Origin of the sequence: Amycolatopsis sp. YIM 10 (assembly GCF_009429145.1) — a bacterium.
GTDB lineage: Bacteria > Actinomycetota > Actinomycetes > Mycobacteriales > Pseudonocardiaceae > Amycolatopsis.
The window spans coordinates 336,076-353,590 of sequence record NZ_CP045480.1; the positions used below are offsets into that span (position 1 = coordinate 336,076).

Sequence of the window (17,515 nt, forward strand, 5' to 3'; positions counted from 1 at the left end):
CCCATTGTGCTCACTTCGCCGCCGCGCGTTTGATGGCCTCCCTGATCCGGAAGTAGGTACCGCAGCGGCAGACGTTCTCGATCGCGTCGATCTCGGCGTCGGTCGGGTCAGGGTTCTTCTTCAGCAGCGCGACGGTGGCCATGATCTGGCCGGGCTGGCAGTAACCGCACTGCGCCACATCCATCTCCAGCCAGGCTTCCTGCACCGGGTGCAGCTTGTCGCCGTCGGCCAGCCCCTCGATCGTGGTGACCTCGCGGCCCTCCACCTCGGCGAGCGGGGTCACGCACGGATTGATCGCCTCGCCGTCGAGGTGGCTGGTGCACGCCTTGCAGACGTCGATGCCGCAGCCGTACTTCGGTCCCTTCACGCCGAGCTTGTCCCGAAGCGCCCACAGCAGGGGCAGGTCGGCAGGCGCGTCGACGGTGACGGTCTTCCCGTTCACGGAAAAGGTGTAGTTGGGCACGGGAGCACTCCTCAGCGGGGGAACGGTTCGAAGTCGACGTCGAAGTTGATCGGGAAGCTGCGTGGCTGGGTGCCGGTCGCCCTGGCGTAGGCGTTCGCCACCGCGCCGACCGCGGCGGGCAGTCCCAGCTCCCCGGCGCCGCCCGGCTCCCCGTTCGCCGGCATCACGAAGACCTGCACGTCCTGCGGGATGTCCTTCTGCCTCGCGTAGTGGAACTGCGAGTAGCTGCCTTCCAGCGGCAGCCCCTTGTCCAGGTGCAGGCCCGCGGTGAGCACGGTGGAGATGGCGTCGGTCAGCCCGCCGAGCATCTGCGCCTCCAGCCCGCGCGGATTGATCGGCCTGCCCACGTCGACCGCGATGGTGGCCTTGGTGACCCGCGGCTTCTTCGGGTTGCGCGCGTCGATCTCGACCAGGCACGCGGTGCGCGACTTGTACTCCTCGTGGAAGGCGATGCCCTGCGCGAACCCGGCGGGCATCTTCTTGCCCCACTTCCCGGCTTCGGCGACCTTGTCCAGCACCGCGCGCTGCTTGTCGTCCTTGAGCGAGGCGCGCCGGAACTGGTACGGGTCCTTGCCGAGCTTCTTCGCGATCTCGTCGACGACGATCTCCTCGGCGCCGCGCGTGGTGGCCGAGTACACCGACCGCCAGCTCGCGGTGTTCATCGGCAGTGGCACCTCGTTGAGCAGCTCGGTGACCACGCCGAAGTTGTAGGGCACCTTGACCGTGGTCAGGAAGACCGTCTGCGCGAAGCTGAGGTTGCCGCCGACCGGCAGGCTGGCCGCGGTCGCGGTGAGGATCTCGCCGAGGCCGTGCCGGAAGTCGGTCTCGATGCTGGCCACCCGGTGCTCGTAGCTGAGCACGTTGCCCAGCGCGAAGGTGGCGCGCACCTTGTGGTGGGTGGCCGCGCGGGCGCGGCCGTGGCGCATGTCGTCGATGCGGGTCCACATCAGCTTGACCGGGCGGCCCGCCTTCTTCGACACCTTGGCCGCTTCGAGCGCGCCGTCGAAGAACAGCCGCCTGCCGAACGAGCCGCCGCCCTGCACCACGTGCACGGTGACCTTGTTCTCCGGCAGCCCGATCTCGGCCGCGATGGTCTGCTTGGCCACCACCGGCGACTTCAGCGCGGACCAGATCTCGGCGCGGTCGGCGCGGACGTCGGCGATCGCGGAGTTGGTCTCCAGCGGGGCGTGGCTGACGAAGGCGAAGTCGAACTCGGCGTCCACGTGCTGGGTGAGCAGCGGCGGCACGGCGAACGGCAGCGCGGCGGCACGCAGCTTCTTCTTGATGTCGGCGTCGGACAGGCCGTCGACGGTGCCCTTGTTCCAAGTGACCTTGAGCTTGTCCTTGGCGTTGATCGCCTGGCCGAAGGTTTCCGCGATGACCGCGACGCCGCTGTCGATGGCGACGATGTCCACCACGCCCGGCATGGCGCGGGCCGCCGAGTCGTCGAAGGACTTCACCGTGCCGCGGATCGTCGGCGGCCGCTTGAGCACGGTCGGCAGCGCGCCGGGCACGTCCAGGTCCAGTGTGTACTGCTTCTTGCCGGTGACCATGGCGAGCGCGTCGATGCGCGAGGTGGGCTTGCCGACCAGCTGGTGCTCGGACTCGGCCTTGGGCTCGGCGCCCACGGCGGACCGCTGCACCTTGGCCGCGGCGGTGGTGAGCGAGCCGAAGCTTGCCTTCCGCCCGTCCGGCGCCACCACCGAGCCGCCGCGCACGGTGTACTTCGCGGCGTCGCCGCCGAACTTCTCGGCGGCCGCGGTGACCAGCCTGGCGCGGGCGGCCGCGGCGGCGGCGCGCACCGGCCCGTACACCGAGCGGATGGTGTTCGAACCACCGGTCAACTGGTTGAACAACAGCTCCGAGCGCGCGTCGGAGAGCGGAACCTCCACTTGGGACAGTGGCACGCCGAGTTCTTCGGCGACCAGCATCGCCACCGCGGTGGTGATGCCCTGGCCGACTTCGGCGCGGGGCAGCTGCAACCGGATCCGGCCGTCCTCGGCGACTTCGAGAACGAGCATGTGTGAGGTGGGGGTGCCGGCCAGGATCAGCACGTCTCCGAGGTCGACGATGTCGGCGGGACCGGGCAGGCTGGGAAGCTGCGCTTCGGCCTGCTGGTCGATGGCGACGTCGGCGGCGATGGTCAGGGTCGGGGCGGCGACCAGGAAGGCCAGGAAACCGCGGCGGCCGAAGCCCGAACCCGTTTCCTGACCGCTTTCGTTCGTGGTGGGGGTAGCCATCAGGACTCCTCCTGCGGGCGCCAAGCCACACCCGCGGGCGGGGCGCAGGGCGGGGTCGGGGCTCACAGCACGTCGTTGAGCTGTTACCGCGGTCACCGTAACGGCTGACCGCGCGTACGGTCTAGGTCAACTCGTTAACCCGTTCGGGTGTTGCTCGGCGTCCGTTCGCCCGAGCGCAACGGGGAGAAGATCAACCAGCCCGCGGACGCGAGCATGCCGAGCGCGGCGGTCCACAGGGTGGCGCGGAGGCCGCTCAACGGGGTGAGCGCGGCCGCGGCCACGCTGCCCACCGGCACCATGCCGAGCGCGAGGAAGCGCACGGTGGCGTTGGCCCGGCCGAGCAGCTCCTCCGGCACGGTCAACTGCTGGTAGGTGAGTTGGAGGACGTTGACCACGATGACGCCGAACGCGGTGCCGAATCCGGCGAGTGCCCAGAAAACGAGGCCCCAGCCGGGAGTGGTCAAGGGGTAGAGCAGGGAAGCGGCGCCGAGCAGGAGAGTGGTCAGCCACAACGCGCGGGCGTGGCCGAGTGCGCTCGCGAGTCGTCGTGCGCTTACCGCGCCGGTGAGTGCGCCGGTCAGGCCGAGCGTGCCGAGCAGCCCGACCGCGCCTGGGTCGAGGCCGATTTCGCGGATCAGGAACACCACCGAACTCGCGATGTGGATCGACTGGAAAACGGAGATCGACGCGCCGCTCAGGGTCAGGGCGCGGAGTACCGGGTGCCGGAAGACCAGGCGCAGGCCTTCGCCGATTTCCGTGCGCAGCTTGCGTTTCTCCACCACCGGCCGCGTTTCGCGGGCGCGGATCCGGGCGAGCCGGCCCGCTGAGGACAGGTAGCCGAGTGCCGTCGCGCCCAGTGCGGCCGGTGCGCCGAGCAACTGGACGAGGAAGCCGCTCGCGGTGGGCGCGGCGACGGCCGCCATCGACATGTTCGTCTGCAGTTTCGCGTTGCCTTCGAGCAGGTCGGCCCGGTCGATCAGGCGTGGGAGGTAGGTCTGGTGGGCGACGTCGAAGAACACGGTGAGCAGCCCGGTCAACAGGACGACGGCGAACAGTTGCCACAGCGTGAGCACGCCGAACACCGCGCACACCGGCACCGACGCGATGAGCAGCGCGCGCCCGAGATCGGCGGTGAGCAGGACCGGCCGCGCGCGCAGCCGGTCGCACCAGGCACCGGCTTGCAGGCCGAGCACCAGGTACGCGCTGGTTTCCAGGGCCCGCAGCAGGGCGACCTGCGTGGCGCTGGCGTTCAACGTGGTGGTCGCCAGCAGCGGCACGCCGAGAAAGGCCACGCGGGTGCCGAACTGGCTCAGCAGGTCCGCGGTCCAGAAGCGGCGGAAATCAGGATCCCGAAGTAGCCCCCAGGTCGGCATGATCTCCAGACTGCCAGTCGACGGCGACCGAGGTGGCGTCCCGGAACGGCCCCATCGCCTCGGCTTCCGCTTCGACCGCGCGCTTCGGCAGCTTCCCCGTGGCCTCGATGCGCACGGTCAGCCGACCGCCCTGCTTGCGCGGCCGTCACAGTCCGGCGAACACGCCGTTGTGCAGGATCACGCCTGGATTTCCGCTGCTGCGCCACCCAGCCGACCCGCCCGTCATAGTCCACTTCGGACAGTTTCGCAGCGAGGAGATCCCACGAGCGACGGGCGAACGCCGGAGAAACCGCCGGACCAGTTCCTCCCAGGCGTCCTTGCGCGGTGGCAACGGTTTTCTCCAGCAGAGTAAACGGCAACGCGGCCGCGAGTTCGACGCCCAGCGGAAAGGCCGAAGCGGTCGAGGTGGTCCCAGGCGCCACGGATGAAGTGACGGCAGGAGGCTTCGTCGTCCGGGCGGAGGCCCTCGGTGAAGACCGCCGCGTCGGCTACCGGCATCACGTGCGGCGCGCCCCGCATGCTCCACAACCGCACCAGGTCCCGCAGGTCATCCGGGGTCAAATCGGGAACTCGCAAGGAGAACGCCTGTGCCGCCGAACCGGGTGGCGTCTCTTGGACGCCGACGCGTCCGGCGGCGGTCAGCAGGTCGGAATCGCGCGACACCAGTCCGTGTGCCGCGAGCCGGGCTCGCATCGCCTGCCGCCGGTCCATCCGGTCACGGTAATCGAGGCAACCGGATCGGGCCCGGCGCTCGTCTTGGCGGTATGCGCGTTCTGGTTCCGCTGGTGTTCCTGCTCGCCCTGCTCACCGCCTGCGTCGGGGAGGGCAAGCCCTGCACGCTGATCGCCACCCGCGTCGGTGTCGGTGTCGACGTCGATCCGGCTCTCGGGGCGAAGGACGGCACCCTGGAACTCTGCTGGGACGGCAGGTGCGCCACCCACGACCTGGGCCTGCGCGACGGCACCGACGGCTTCGCCGACGTGCCCGACCTGCCGCTGACCGAAGTGCTCGCGACCGTCCGGCTGACCGGCGCGGGCGGTGAGCCGGTGGTCGAGCAGACCCTGCCGATCACCGCCGCGCAGACCTTTCCGAACGGTCCGGACTGCGGCGCGGGCGGCCCCCAGCAGCAACTCGTCGTTGATGCGAGCGGGGCCGTCCGCGTCCGATAGATCTCAGCCGATGTCGCGGCGGCGGAACCCGATCAGCCCGGCGCCGAACACCACCACCGCGATCCCGGTCAGCCACACCAGCGGCGTCGCGGTGAACTCCGCGCCCGGCAGCTTCGGGATGTGCGTGAACGGCGAGAGGTTCAGCACCGGCTGGCTCAGCTGGAGCACCGGCCCGAACAGGCTCAGCGTGACAAACACCCCCGCCACCGCCCAAGCCACCGTGGTGTACTTCGGCAGCAGCCCGAACAACAGCACGGTCACCGCGAGCACCACCCACACCGCGGGCAGCTGCGCCATGGTCGCGCCGAGCACCGACGGCACCTGGTTCGCCAAGTCGCTGACCCGCAGCCCGTGCAGCAGCCCGGCCATCACCCCCGCCACGGCCATCATCACCGCGGACCCGAGCAGCGCGAACAGCAGGTGACCGGCGGTCCAGCGCAGCCGCCCGACCCGGGTGGCCAGCAGCGGCTCCACGCGGACCGCGACCTCCTCCGACCGCATCCGCAGCGCCGCCTGCACCCCGTACATCGAGGCGATGATGGCGAAGACCTGCCCGAGCGTGCCGAGGAAGGCGTCCACGATCTTGTCGGCGCCGCCCATCCGCTCGAAGATCTCCGCGGTGGCCTGGCTTTCGCCGACCACGTCCCCGATCCCGGCCGCGAGCGACCCGAACAGGGCGCCCATCACCGCGAACGCGATGGTCCAGCCGGCGAACGAGCCGCGGTGCAGCCGCCACGCCAGCGCGAGCGGAGTGCGCAGGCCGGGCGCGGCGGTGGCGGGGCCGGGCCGCGCCGGGAGCAGGCCGAGGCCCACGTCCCGTCGTGTGCTCAGGACGTACGCGATCGCCCCCGTCGCGATCGCGGTCCCGAGCAGCAGCCCGAGCACCCACCACCGTTCCCCCGCGAACGGCCGGACCTGGGTGGACCAGCCGATCGGTGACAGCCACGACAGCCAGCCCACGTCCTTCGCCGCATCCCCGACGGCGCGGAGGAGGAAGGCGACGCCGAGCACCGCCATGGCCAGCCCGTTGGCCGTACGCGCGTATTCGGCGAGCTGCGCGGTGATCGCGGCGACGCCGGTGAAAACCAGTCCGGTCAGCGCGATGGCCGCGCCGAACGCCACCGCTCCGCTGGTCGGCACCCCGGCGCCGGCCAGCGCGACCACGGTGAGCAGGCCGGTGCCGAACGCGGTCAGCGCGCCGGTCACCACCGCCGCGGTCAGCGCGGCGAACCGGCCGAGCACGGCCGAGGACAGCAGTTCCTGGCGGCCGGTGTCCTCCTCCTGCCTGGTGTGCTTGGTCACGGTGAACACGCAGGCCATGGCCAGGAACAAGGGAATGATCGTGCCGTAGCGCCAGACGGTGAAGCCACCGGCGTCGGACAGGTCGAACGGCGGGCCGTAGAGCAGGCTCAGCGACGGGTTCGCCGCCATCCCGGTGGTCAGCGACTGCCGTTCGGCCTCGGTTCTGTACAGCTCGCCGTAGGTACCGGCGACCGCCGCCGGGATCGTGCCGAGCAGCAGGATCCAGACCGGCATGACGATCCGGTCCCGGCGCAGCGCGAGCCGGACCAGGTGCCGCGTGCCGAGCAGCGGATGTGTGCTCATCGTGCGCCCGCCTCTTGCTTCGCTTCGGTCGTGTAGTGGCGGAGGAACAGTTCTTCCAGCGTCGGCGGCTGGCTGACCAGGCTGCGCACGCCGACGTCCGTCAGCCGGCGCAGCGCCTCGTCCAGCGAATGCGTCTCCACGTCGAACCGCACGCGATTGCCCTCGACGTGCAGGTCGTGCACGTTGGGCAGGTTCGACAGGCCGTTCGGGTGCCCGGCCAGCTCGGCGGTGATCGAGGTGCGGGTCAGGTGGCGCAGCTCGGCCAGCGTGCCGGTTTCCACGTTCTGCCCGTTGCGGATGATGCTGACCCGGTCGCACAGCGCTTCCACCTCGGCCAGGATGTGGCTGGACAGCAGCACCGTGCGGCCCTGCTCGCGCTCCTCCTGGATGGCGTACTGGAAGGTGGCCTCCATCAGCGGGTCCAGCCCGGAGGTGGGCTCGTCGAGGATCAGCAGGTCCACTTTGGACGAAAGGGCGGCGACGATGGCCACCTTCTGCCGGTTGCCCTTGGAGTAGGTGCGCCCCTTCTTCTTGGGATCGAGGTCGAACCGCTCGATCAGCTCGGCGCGGCGCCGCTGGTCGAGCCCGCCGCGCAGGCGCCCGAGCAGGTCGATCACCTCGCCGCCGGAGAGATTGGGCCACAGGTTGACATCGCCGGGCACATAGGCCAGCCGCCGGTGCAGGGTGGCCGCGTCGCGCCACGGATCGCCGCCGAGCAGGCGGACGTTCCCGGCGTCGGCACGCAGCAAGCCGAGCAGGACGCGGACGGTGGTCGACTTCCCGGCGCCGTTCGGGCCCAGGAATCCGTGTACTTCCCCCGAGGCGACGGACAGGTCGAGGCCGTTGAGGGCCTTGGTCCGGCCGAAGGTCTTGACCAGGCCGGAGATGGAGATGGCGTTGTCCATGCCGCCGAAGCTACACTCATTTCACAAAGTTGTGAAGTTAAGAAAACGTATGGACCATGTGAGTCTTGTTCACCGGGTCGGGAAGGATGGAAGCCATGTCGACCACCCCAGAGGAGCACGGTCCGCCAGGCGACGCGGAGACCAGGCAGTTCATCGAGGACTTCGCGATCATGATGACCGACGCCGGGATGCAGCGCATGGCGTCGCGGGTGTTCACCGCGTTGCTGGCCACCCAGAAGGGCAGCCTCACCGCGGGTGAGCTGGCTGACGTACTGCAGATCAGCCCCGCCGCCGTTTCCGGCGCGGTGCGGTACCTGACGCACGTCGGCCTGGTCACCCGCGCGCGCGAGCCGGGGGAGCGGCGCGACCACTACCTGATCAGCGACGACCAGTGGTACGAGGGCTTCGGCCGCAAGGACTCCATCTACCAGCAGCTGTCCGAGGTGCTCGGGCGCGGGGTGGACGCGGTCGGCCACGACACCCCGGCGGGCAAGCGGATCGCCGAGACCAGGGCCTTCTTCGAGTTCATCGGCAAGGAGATCCCGGTGCTGATCGACCGCTGGCGCCAGGAGAAGCACGAATGAGGCGCCGGGCCGACCTGGCCACGCTCCTGCTCGCGCCGGTGCTCATCCGGCAGGGCCTGCGCGTCCGCCGCGACACGCCCCGCCTGCCCGGCGCGGCCGGACCGGTGCGCGGGCTGGTGCCCGGTCCCGATCCGCTGCGCCTGCTCGTGCTCGGTGAGTCCACTGTGGATGGCGTGGGCGCGCGTGACCACGAGGAGGCGCTCACCGGGCGACTGGCGGTCGCGCTGGCCGCCAAGACCGGGCGCGGGGTGGCGTGGCGGGTGGCCGGGCGCACCGGCGCGAACGCCCGCGCGGTGCACGACGAACTGCTGCCGGACGCGGTGACCGAGCCCGCTGACCTGGTCGTGGTCGCGCTCGGCGTGAACGACACGATCGAGCTGCATTCGCCCGCCCGCTACCGGCGCGACCTGTTGCGGCTGGTCTGCGCGCTGCGGCGGTCGCTCGGCCCGGTGCCGGTCGTGCTCACCGGCGTGCCCCACCTCGGCCGCTTCCCGGCGTTGCCCCGGCCGCTGCGCGACGTGCTCGGCCTGCGGTCGGTCGCGCTGGACGCGGCCGCCGCGTCGCTGGCCGCGGTGCCCGGCGTGCGGCACGTGGTGATGCCGGTGGACCGGATGACCGCGAGCGCGTTCGCCTCCGACGGATTCCACCCGGGACCGGAGGGGTACCGGATCTGGGCTGAATACGTCGTGTCGGGATGAGACAGTGATCGCGTGAGCTCGCGCGATCTGTCCGCCCCGAACTGGCTCGTGCACCTCCTGCGCAGCAAGCCGGACCCGACGCCGTGGACCCGGGCGATCCGCGCGCCGATCGCGCTGGCCCTGCCGCTGGCGATCGGCTTCGCGCTGGGCAACATCACGCTCGGCGCCGTGGTCTCCACCGGTGCGCTGCCGACCGTGCTGTCCGAGGCCGGCGGTCCGTACCGCTACCGAGCGCGGCGGATCGCGGGGGCGGCCGTCGCCGCCTTCGCCGGGTACGCCGCCGGGCTGCTCAGCGGCGGCAACCCGGCCGCGTCGGTGCCGGTGGTGATCGCGGTCGCCGCCCTGTCGGCGCTGATCAGCGCGGCCGGGAGCAACGCGTCGATCGCGGCGCTGCAGATGTTCGTCTTCTGCGTGCTCGGCACCGGGCAGCACCTGCTCGGCGTCCAGGTCGAGATCTCGCTGCTCTGCTTCGTGGTGGGCGCGGCCTGGGGGCTGGGCGTCGCCCTGTTCGGCTGGACGGTCCGCGCGACCTCACCCGAGCGGACCGCGGTCACGCAGGTGTTCATCGAGCTGGCCGCGATGCTCTCCGCCGAGGACGAGGACACCCAGCGCGCCGCCCGCCACCAGCTGACCTCCGCGCTCAACACCGCCTACGACCGGCTGCTCACCGCGCGCTCCTGGCTGTCCGGGCGCGACGAGACCTACCGCAGGCTGCTCACCCTGCTTTCGGCGAGCACGCCCGCGGTCGAGGCGTCGGTGGCCATGGTCAACGCGGGCGAGCGGCCACCTCGTGAGCTGATCGACTACCTGGTCCGGCTGGCCACGGCGGTCCGGATCGACGCCGAGCTGCCGCCGGTGCCGGAGATCGAGAGCGACGAGCCGATGGCCGTTGCGCTGCGGGCCGGGCTGGTCAAGATCGGCAAGGGCAAGGAGCGCAAGCGCCGCGAGCCGGTCCCGCTGCGCAAACGCTTGCGCGAATGGTTCGGCGAACTCGCCGGCCCGGTGACCTGGAGCGCGACCCTGCGGCTGACCCTGTGCGTCGCGATCGCCGAGGTGGTCAGCCTGCTGGTGCCGTTCGAGCGGTCGTACTGGATCACGCTGACCGTCGGCATCGTGCTCAAGCCCGACTTCGGCTCGGTGTTCGGCCGCGCGGTGCTGCGCGGGCTCGGCACGGTCGCCGGGGTGTCCATCGGCGCGGCGGTGCTCGGGCTCGGCGCGCAGGGCTGGTGGCTGGTGGGGTTCAGCGCGTTGTTCGCCGCCGGGGTGGCCATCGGCAAGGTGCGCAACTACGGCCTGCTGGCCACCTTCGTCACCCCGTTGATCATCCTGCAGATGGACCTGTCCAGCCACGGCGACTGGTCGGTGGTGCTGGCGCGGCTGGTGGACACCGTGCTCGGCTGCGCCATCGTGCTGCTGTTCGGTTACCTGCTCTGGCCGGGCAGCATGCGGCCGAGGGTGGGCGGGCAGCTGGCCGACGCGTTGGACAAGGTGACCGCCTACGCCGACCGCGCGCTCCGCCCGGTCGAATCGGCCGACGACCGGGCGGAGCGCTCCCGCGGCCGCCGCCGGGCGTACCGGGCGCTGGCCGATCTGCGGACCACGTTCCAGCAGGTCATCGTGGAACCGTCGGCGGCGGGACGGCAGGCCGTGGCGTGGTGGCCGGTGATCGTCGAACTGGAACGGCTCAACGACGCGATCACCGAGGTGGTGGTCACCGTCGAGCACGGCGCGCCACTGCCGGAGCCCGACGCGGTCGAGCAGGTCACCGCGGCGCTGACCGAGCTGGCGGCGGCGGTCCGGGAGCAGCGCGAACCGGCCAGCATGGCGATGCCGAGCGGGGAGCAGCTGTCCGGTGTGGTCGACGGGCTGACCGCGGTTTTCGACGCGGTGCGCGGCCCGGATCTGACCGAGCGTTCGCCGATGCGGTTCGTCCGGCGGTTCCTCATCGATCGCTGGACCTGATCGCTCCGCTTGCGGTATCGCCGAACTGCTGTTCTATGGGTGTATGGGCATTAACTTCGACGAGTTGAAGAACAAGGCGAAGAACGCGCTGGACAAGAACAGCGACAAGATCGAGCAGGGCCTGGACAAGGCCAGCGGGGTGGCGAAGTCGAAGTTCGGCAAGCACTCCGACAAGATCGACAACGCCACCGGCAAGGCGAAGGGCTTCCTGCACAAGAACCAGGGCGGCGGTGAGCAGCCGCCGGGGCAGACCCCGCCACCCCCGCCCGCGCAGTGATCTAGCTTGATTCGGCGGTGGCCTGGTCGCCGGAGATACCGGTGATCCGGCCGCCCCGTTCCCCCAGCGCGCGCAGGGCCTCCCTGGCGTCCGGCGCCGAAAGGCTCAGCTGGACGCCGACGCGGTCCTGCTCGCGATACTCGGTGAAGGCCACCGAACCCTGGTGACCGGCCTGGATGGTCTTGGCCAGCCCGCCGGTCGAGGCCAGTGAGCCGCGGGCCGCGCCGAGCCTGCCCAGCGCGTCGTCGAGCACCGAGAGCAGCGCCTCCCGGTTGCCCTCCGTCATCGCCCGCACCAGTTCGGGGCGGCTGCCCGCCACGCGCGTGCCGTCCCGGAACGAGCCGGCGGCCAGCGACATCGCCACCGGACCGCCCTCCGCGCCGACCGCGGCCAGCACCGCGGCGAGCAGGTGCGGCAGGTGGGAGATCCGCGCCACGGCCTCGTCGTGCGCGGTCGCCGAGAGCGGCACCACGTGCGCACCCAGCGAAACGGCGAACTCGGCGACCTCGGCCCACAGCGTCAGGTCGGTGTCGTCCTCGATTTCGACCACCCAGGCGGCGTCGCGGAACAACTCCGCGTCGCCGGCGTCCCAACCGGACCGTGAAGTACCCGCCATCGGGTGCCCGCCGACGTACCGCACCTCGGGCGCCCATCGCCGGACCGCGCGAAGCACCGGGCCCTTCACACTGGTCACGTCGGTGAGCAGCGCGTTCGGCGCGTGCTCGGCCAGCAGGTGCAGGGTCTCGTCGATGACGGTCAGCGGCACGGCCAGCACCACCAGCGCGTCCGCTTCGGCGGCCCGGCGCAGCGCCGCGGCCACGTCGGTTCCCGCGTCGTAGCCCTGCGCTCTGGCCGCCGCGGCGTCCGATTCGGACGTGGTGGCACCCCACGCCGTCCTCTTCGCCGCGGCGGCGGCACGCAGCACCGAACCGCCGATCAACCCGAGCCCGATCACGCAGACGTCTCGCACGGGGGACATCCTGCCAGCTTCAGCCGCCCAGGTGCGCGAGCGCGAACGCCGCGTGCATCGCCACGCCGTTCACCATCGCGTCCTCGTGGTACTGAACGCGGTTCGAGTGGTTCGGCGCGACGTCGTCCAAAGAGGTCTCCGGCGGGCAGGCCCCGATGAACGCGAAGGCGCCCGGAACCCGTTGCAGCACATAGGAGAAGTCCTCGGCACCCATGACCGGCTCCGGCATCGGCTGGGCGTACTGCACGCCGAGCACCTCCTCGGCCAGCGACGTCACCAGGTCCGCCTGCCCGGGATCGTTGGCGGTGACCGGATATCCGGGCTCGATGTCCACCATCACCCGGCACCCGTGCGCGGCACCGATGCTCTCGCAGACCTTCGGCAGTTCGGCGCGCACGAGCGCGCGGGTGCGTTCCGAGAGCGTCCGGATGGTGCCTTCGAGTTCGGCCGTCTCCGGGATGATGTTGGTGGTGGTGCCCGCCGAGATACGGGTCACCGAGAGCACCGCCGGGTCGAACACGCTGATCCGGCGGGTGATCATCGTCTGCAGCGCGCCGACCATCGCCGCGGCGGCGGGCACCGGGTCGAGCGCTTGGTACGGGGCCGAACCGTGGCCGCCCTTGCCGGTCACCCGGACCAGGAAGCTGTCCGCCGAAGCGAGGATCGGGCCGTGCCGGGTGAGGATCCGCCCGGATTCCGCGTTCGCGTAGGTGTGCAGCGCGAAGGCGGCGCTGACCTGCTCGCCTGCCGCGTCCAGCACGCCTTCGTGGATCATGTGGCGAGCGCCGTGGTACCCCTCTTCGCCGGGCTGGAACATGAACACGACCGAACCGGCCAGGTCCTCCCTGCGGTCGGCGAGCAGGTGCGCCGCCGAAGCCAGCATCGCCACGTGGGTGTCGTGGCCGCAGGCGTGCATGGTGCCCTCGACCTCGGAGGCGTACTCGAGTCCGGTGTCCTCGGTGAGTGGAAGCGCGTCCATGTCCCCGCGCAGCAGCACCGACGGACCGGGGCGCGCGCCGCGCAGTACCGCGGTCAGCGCGGTGGTCGACTTGCCGCGGGTGATCTCCAGCGGCAGGCCGTCGAGCGCGCGCTCGATCGCGGCCTGGGTTTTCGGCAGGTGCAGGCCCTGCTCGGGGTGCCGGTGCAGGGTACGGCGCAGGTCGACGGTTTTCGGCTGCAACGCCTTGGCCGCGGCCAGCAGCCCGGTGAACCGGGCACCCGGCAGTGGCGGCAGATCGGTGGGACCGGAAGTGCTCATGTCCCGATAGTGGCACCAGTGGCGCACAAGGTGTGTTTCGCGGGCGCAGTGTCGTCAGCACGCGGTATACGGTGTGCGCATGGCGGGGCAGGAGGCGATCACCGGGTTCGCGGTGGCCGTGGTGCGCGAGGACGGCCGTTGGCGTTGCTCGCAGCTGGACACCGGGGCACTGGCGGAGCTGGACGCCGCGATCACCGAGTTGGCGAAGATGCGGTCCACCGGAGCCGTGTTCGGCCTGCTGGCGGTCGACGACGAGTTCTTCGTGATCGTGCGGCCGAGCCCGCGCGGCGCGTCGTTGCTGCTCTCGGACGCCGCGGCGGCACTGGACTACGACATCGCGGCCGACGTGCTCGACCTGCTGCGGGTGGATCCACCCGAGGAGGACGACGACGCCATCTGGCCGGAGGGCGACCTGGAGATCCTCGCCGACTTCGGCCTGCCGGGCGCCGAGTTGCAGGTGATCGTCGGTGAGGTGGACCGGTACCCGGACGAGCAGCTGCTGATGATCGCGCAGCGCTGCGGCTTCGGCGACGAGTTCGCGAAGCTGCTCGACGAAGTGTGATGCGGTTCGAACCGCTTGTGCGCGACGCCATCGGGGTGGCGCGTGAGGCGTTCGTCACCGGTGATGTGCCGATCGGCGCGGTGGTCTTCGCCCCGGACGGTTCGGTGCTGGCCCGCGCGCGGAACGCCCGTGAAGAACTCGGCGACCCGACGGCGCACGCGGAAATCCTGGCCCTGCGTGCCGCGGCTCGCGTTTTCGGCGACGGCTGGCGCCTGGACGGTTGCACCCTGGCGGTGACGGTCGAGCCGTGCACCATGTGCGCCGGCGCGTTGGTCCTTTCGAGGGTGTCGCGATTGGTCTTCGGCGCGTGGGAGCCGCGGACGGGCGCGGTCGGTTCGCTGTGGGACGTGGTGCGGGATCCGCGGTTGAACCACCGCCCGGAGGTGTACGGCGGGGTGCTGGAGGCGGAGTGCGCGGGGCTGCTGGCCGAGTTCTTCACCGGACGGCGCGCTCACCCCGGGGAGTGATCGTCTGGTTGTTCCACATCGTGGTGGGTACCCCAGGGGTACACCGACGAAGGAGGAACTCGCGATGAGCCTCGCGGACAAGGCCAAGGACAAGGCCCAGCAGGCGATGGGCGCGGCGAAGGAGAAGCTCGGGCGCGCCACCGACAACGAGGACCTGCGCGACTCGGGCAAGGCCGACCAGACCGAGGGCGAGGTCAAGGAAGCAGGCCACGACCTCCGGGACAAGGCCAAGGGTGCCGTGCAGGACCTGAAGCGGGACCAGTGACGGCCCCCGGATGACCCCGGGACGGGGCGTCTAGTAACCTAGTCGGCGGTAGCGTGTCCGAGCGGCCGAAGGAGCACGCCTCGAAAGCGTGTGACGGGTAACCCCCGTCCGTGGGTTCAAATCCCACCGCTACCGCCATAACCAGGCAAACGCCCGGCGAGTCTTCCAGGACTCACCGGGCGTTTTGCTGTCCAGTCTCAATTCCAGTCTCATTCGGCCCGTTCAGGCCACTTCGGCGGGCACTCCGACACGCAGCGATAGCGGGTCGGCCCGGTAGGGGTCCTGGGCGTGGACGGTCAGGAATCGTGCACGCGGCTCAGGAAATCCCGGATCAGGGCGGCCACCTCGCTCAAATGCGTCTCCAGCAACCAATGTCCGCCATCGAGCAGGTGCAGTTCCGCATCCGGCAGATCCCGCAGGTAGGCCTCCGCGGCCGGCGCGGGCATGTAGCCGTCGTGCGGGCCCCATGCGATCAGTGTGGGCGGGCGCTGTTCCCGCAGGTACGCCTGCTGCCGCGCGAACCACGGCACGGTCGAACCCTGATCGGTGAGCAGGGTGATCAGGTGGTCACGCCGGGCGGGCGTGCGCTCGACCAGCGCCCACGAGTGCGTCCACAGATCGGGACTGACCTGGTCGACCAGGTGCTCGGGAAGTTCACCCTGGAACTCGCCGCGGAAGCCGGCCTCGCTCACCGCGGCGGCGATCTCCTCGCGGCCCTCCGGCGTCGGGTTGTTCCAGTAGCGCTTGAGCGGTGCGTACTTCGGACCGTGCTCGTCGGGATAGATGTCGCCGTTCTGGATGATCAGCCCGGCGACCCGCTCCGGCTCGGTCATCGCCAGCCGGAGACCGAACTGCGAACCGTAGTCCTGCAGATAGATCACGTAACGACGCAGGCCGAGTTCCTCGGTGAAGCGGCGCAGGTGCTGGGCGTGCGCGTCGAAGGTGTAAGCGAATTCGCCGGGATCGGGCGTGGCGCTGTAACCGAAACCAGGCTGGTCCGGCGCGATCAGTCGCCACCGATCACCGAGTGCCGGCAGCAGGGCGCGGTACTGGAACGACGAGGACGGATATCCGTGCGGTAGCAACACCACCGGTGCGTCCGCCGGGCCGCATTCCCGGTAGAACGTGGTGATTCCGTCGACTTCGAGCTGGCGATGGCTGACGGCAGGCATCGCCCCATGCTAGGTCCGGTGGTCCGGATTCAGCCACCGCTGGAGTTGTCCAAAGTGGACTGATTCAGGGTGGTTTCCGGTGCTGCCGCGGGACGGGCGGAACGGGTCAGCAGCAGGTATCCGACACCGACGACCACCGCGCCGCCGGCGTAGCCGACGATCAGTCCGACCACGTTTCCCGAGGACGGCGGCAGGAGGACCGAGAACAACGCCAGTCCCAGGGTGAGCCAGGTCCGCGGACGACCGGCGGGCAGGCAAGCGGCCAGCGGGATCGCCGCCCACAGCACGTACCACGGCTGCACCACCGGGCCGAAAACCACAACGAAGCCGAGCATCGCGCCCAACGCGAGGACAGGGGCCAACCGGCCGGTCAGCTGGCGGTGGATCACAAAACCCACGCCGACCACGATCACGGCGTAACCGATCACCTTGCCGACGCCGATCATCGTCTGCGTGATGCTCGCGCCGAACAGCGAACCGATGCCCCCGGTCAGGAAGCCGAACCAGTTCGTCGGGGCCATCCAGCTGTTCACCGAGCCCGACGTGCCCAGCGTCCGCAGCCAGCCGAAGCCGAAGCCGGTGCCGACGGAAACCGCGGTGGCCACGAAGGCCATCGCCAGCACCATCGCGCCGCCCCACAGCACCAACCGGCCGAAAGTGGCGCCGTAACGCCTGGCCAGCGCCGTGCCGATCACCGCCAAAGCGACGATGGCGGGCAGCTTCACCAAAGCACCGGCCGCCACCAGGACCACGCCCCAGGTCAACCGCGCCCATTCGACGCGCTCGCCCAGTGCGTCCAGCGCGAGCGCGGTGCCGGCCAGCATGAGGCCCAGCATCAGCGAATCGTTGTGCACCCCGGCCACGAAGTGCCACAGCACCAGCGGGTTCAGCACGCCGAGCCACAGCGCCACCCGTTCGGCCACCCCGGCCGCCCTGGCCAGGCGTGGAGTCGCCCAGACGATCAGGATCAGCCCGGCGATCTCGACGAACCGGTGCGCCAGCAGTCCCGCGACCGGGTTCTCGCCGACGATCCCGGCGATCCACTGCTGGAACTCGGTGAACAACGGCCCGTACGGCGACGGCGAGTCGCGCCAGTAACCGCTCACGCGCTCGGTCATCGCCGACGCCGCGCCGAGGCCTTCCGCCGGGCCGACGGTGTACGGGTCGAGCCCGCGCGACGCGATCTCACCCTGTGCCAGGTAGCTGTGCAGATCCCCGCTGAACAGGGGCGGCGCGGCCAGCAGCGGCGCGGTCCACAGCACCAGCGTCCACCGCAGCCACCGCGAGTCGGGCACGTCGCGGCCGAGCAGGAACCAGGACAGCACCAGCAGGCCCATCCCGGCGATGCCGACCGCCAGCACCGGGCCCTTGATCAGCGCGGTCACCACCAGCAGCAGCAGCACGCCCGCGAACCCGGTCCAGCGGAGTTGATCAGCCCGGAGCATCGCGCCATGCTAGTCACGGTGATCGCCGGGCAGTGTCGAAACCAGGTGGAATCGCCGGTCCACCCGGTCGGGGTGTGGCAAAAGTCCCAGTTGAGCGGAC

At 70.7% G+C, this 17,515-nt stretch carries 18 protein-coding genes and 1 tRNA gene; 9 read left to right on the top strand and 10 right to left on the bottom strand.

All coding sequences use genetic code 11. The features are described 5' to 3' along the window. Window positions 1–10 precede the first annotated feature (10 nt). The 4 genes from YIM_RS01660 to YIM_RS49910 all read right to left on the bottom strand — a co-directional run bounded on the left by YIM_RS01660 (window position 11) and on the right by YIM_RS49910 (window position 4,787). Window positions 11–463 (bottom strand): (2Fe-2S)-binding protein, encoded by a 453-nt coding sequence (locus YIM_RS01660; protein ID WP_153028650.1) that lies wholly within the window; start codon window positions 461–463, stop codon window positions 11–13. An 11-nt stretch (window positions 464–474) separates the two neighbouring features. After that, entirely contained in the window at window positions 475–2,703 is a 2,229-nt protein-coding gene (locus YIM_RS01665) for a xanthine dehydrogenase family protein molybdopterin-binding subunit (protein WP_153028651.1), read from the bottom strand. A gap of 134 nt (window positions 2,704–2,837) precedes the next feature. Then, complete coding sequence (locus YIM_RS01670; RefSeq protein WP_153028652.1) at window positions 2,838–4,076, bottom strand: MFS transporter; 1,239 nt, start codon at window positions 4,074–4,076, stop codon at window positions 2,838–2,840. 222 nt (window positions 4,077–4,298) lie between these two features. Then, entirely contained in the window at window positions 4,299–4,787 is a 489-nt protein-coding gene (locus YIM_RS49910) for a DNA glycosylase AlkZ-like family protein (protein ID WP_153028653.1), read from the bottom strand. 53 nt (window positions 4,788–4,840) lie between these two features. On the opposite strand from YIM_RS49910, the gene YIM_RS01680 reads away from it, so the two are divergent. Next, window positions 4,841–5,245 (top strand): hypothetical protein, encoded by a 405-nt coding sequence (locus YIM_RS01680; protein WP_153028654.1) that lies wholly within the window; start codon window positions 4,841–4,843, stop codon window positions 5,243–5,245. 3 nt (window positions 5,246–5,248) lie between these two features. Here the strand turns inward: YIM_RS01680 and YIM_RS01685 are convergent, their stop codons facing one another. Further along, the gene (locus YIM_RS01685) at window positions 5,249–6,850 is read right to left on the bottom strand and encodes an ABC transporter permease (protein WP_153028655.1); all 1,602 of its coding nucleotides are present in this window, start codon (window positions 6,848–6,850) and stop codon (window positions 5,249–5,251) included. After that, window positions 6,847–7,755: an ABC transporter ATP-binding protein gene (locus tag YIM_RS01690; RefSeq protein WP_153028656.1), complete on the bottom strand. Its 909-nt coding sequence runs from the start codon at window positions 7,753–7,755 to the stop codon at window positions 6,847–6,849. The genes YIM_RS01685 and YIM_RS01690 overlap by 4 nt, the downstream gene beginning before the upstream one ends. Window positions 7,756–7,850: 95 nt before the next feature. On the opposite strand from YIM_RS01690, the gene YIM_RS01695 reads away from it, so the two are divergent. The 4 genes from YIM_RS01695 to YIM_RS01710 are packed head-to-tail and all read left to right on the top strand — an operon-like array spanning window position 7,851 to window position 11,276. After that, window positions 7,851–8,339: a GbsR/MarR family transcriptional regulator gene (locus YIM_RS01695; protein ID WP_153028657.1), complete on the top strand. Its 489-nt coding sequence runs from the start codon at window positions 7,851–7,853 to the stop codon at window positions 8,337–8,339. After that, entirely contained in the window at window positions 8,336–9,037 is a 702-nt protein-coding gene (locus YIM_RS01700; RefSeq protein WP_153028658.1) for an SGNH/GDSL hydrolase family protein, read from the top strand. Before YIM_RS01695 ends, YIM_RS01700 begins: the two co-directional genes overlap by 4 nt. A gap of 12 nt (window positions 9,038–9,049) precedes the next feature. Then, on the top strand, window positions 9,050–10,999 hold the full coding sequence (locus tag YIM_RS01705) for an FUSC family protein (RefSeq protein WP_153028659.1): 1,950 nt from the start codon (window positions 9,050–9,052) through the stop codon (window positions 10,997–10,999). Window positions 11,000–11,042: 43 nt separating this feature from the next. After that, window positions 11,043–11,276, top strand: a complete 234-nt coding sequence (locus YIM_RS01710; protein ID WP_153028660.1) for an antitoxin — start codon at window positions 11,043–11,045, stop codon at window positions 11,274–11,276. A gap of 1 nt (window position 11,277) precedes the next feature. Here the strand turns inward: YIM_RS01710 and YIM_RS01715 are convergent, their stop codons facing one another. Together YIM_RS01715 and YIM_RS01720 are read right to left on the bottom strand one after the other, a co-directional pair. After that, a complete protein-coding gene (locus YIM_RS01715) occupies window positions 11,278–12,255 on the bottom strand; it encodes a prephenate dehydrogenase (protein ID WP_304505987.1) in 978 nt (325 codons plus the stop codon). A gap of 10 nt (window positions 12,256–12,265) precedes the next feature. Continuing rightward, window positions 12,266–13,504 carry a M20 family metallopeptidase gene (locus YIM_RS01720; RefSeq protein ID WP_153028661.1) on the bottom strand — a complete coding sequence of 413 codons (1,239 nt, stop codon included), beginning with the start codon at window positions 13,502–13,504 and terminating at the stop codon, window positions 12,266–12,268. A gap of 79 nt (window positions 13,505–13,583) precedes the next feature. Here YIM_RS01720 and YIM_RS01725 point away from each other — a divergent pair, with 79 nt between their 5' ends. The 4 genes from YIM_RS01725 to YIM_RS01740 all read left to right on the top strand — a co-directional run bounded on the left by YIM_RS01725 (window position 13,584) and on the right by YIM_RS01740 (window position 14,936). Continuing rightward, entirely contained in the window at window positions 13,584–14,066 is a 483-nt protein-coding gene (locus tag YIM_RS01725; protein ID WP_153028662.1) for a tRNA adenosine deaminase-associated protein, read from the top strand. Then, complete coding sequence (locus YIM_RS01730) at window positions 14,066–14,533, top strand: nucleoside deaminase (RefSeq protein ID WP_153028663.1); 468 nt, start codon at window positions 14,066–14,068, stop codon at window positions 14,531–14,533. Before YIM_RS01725 ends, YIM_RS01730 begins: the two co-directional genes overlap by 1 nt. 64 nt (window positions 14,534–14,597) lie before the next feature. Then, window positions 14,598–14,798 (top strand): CsbD family protein, encoded by a 201-nt coding sequence (locus YIM_RS01735; RefSeq protein WP_153028664.1) that lies wholly within the window; start codon window positions 14,598–14,600, stop codon window positions 14,796–14,798. A gap of 47 nt (window positions 14,799–14,845) precedes the next feature. After that, window positions 14,846–14,936: transfer RNA gene (locus YIM_RS01740), tRNA-Ser, on the top strand. A gap of 158 nt (window positions 14,937–15,094) precedes the next feature. On the opposite strand, the gene YIM_RS01745 is transcribed toward YIM_RS01740, so the two are convergent. Then, complete coding sequence (locus tag YIM_RS01745; RefSeq protein ID WP_153028665.1) at window positions 15,095–15,970, bottom strand: alpha/beta fold hydrolase; 876 nt, start codon at window positions 15,968–15,970, stop codon at window positions 15,095–15,097. A gap of 29 nt (window positions 15,971–15,999) precedes the next feature. Further along, window positions 16,000–17,415 (bottom strand): polyprenol phosphomannose-dependent alpha 1,6 mannosyltransferase MptB, encoded by a 1,416-nt coding sequence (gene mptB / locus YIM_RS01750; RefSeq protein ID WP_153028666.1) that lies wholly within the window; start codon window positions 17,413–17,415, stop codon window positions 16,000–16,002. Window positions 17,416–17,515: the final 100 nt, after the last annotated feature.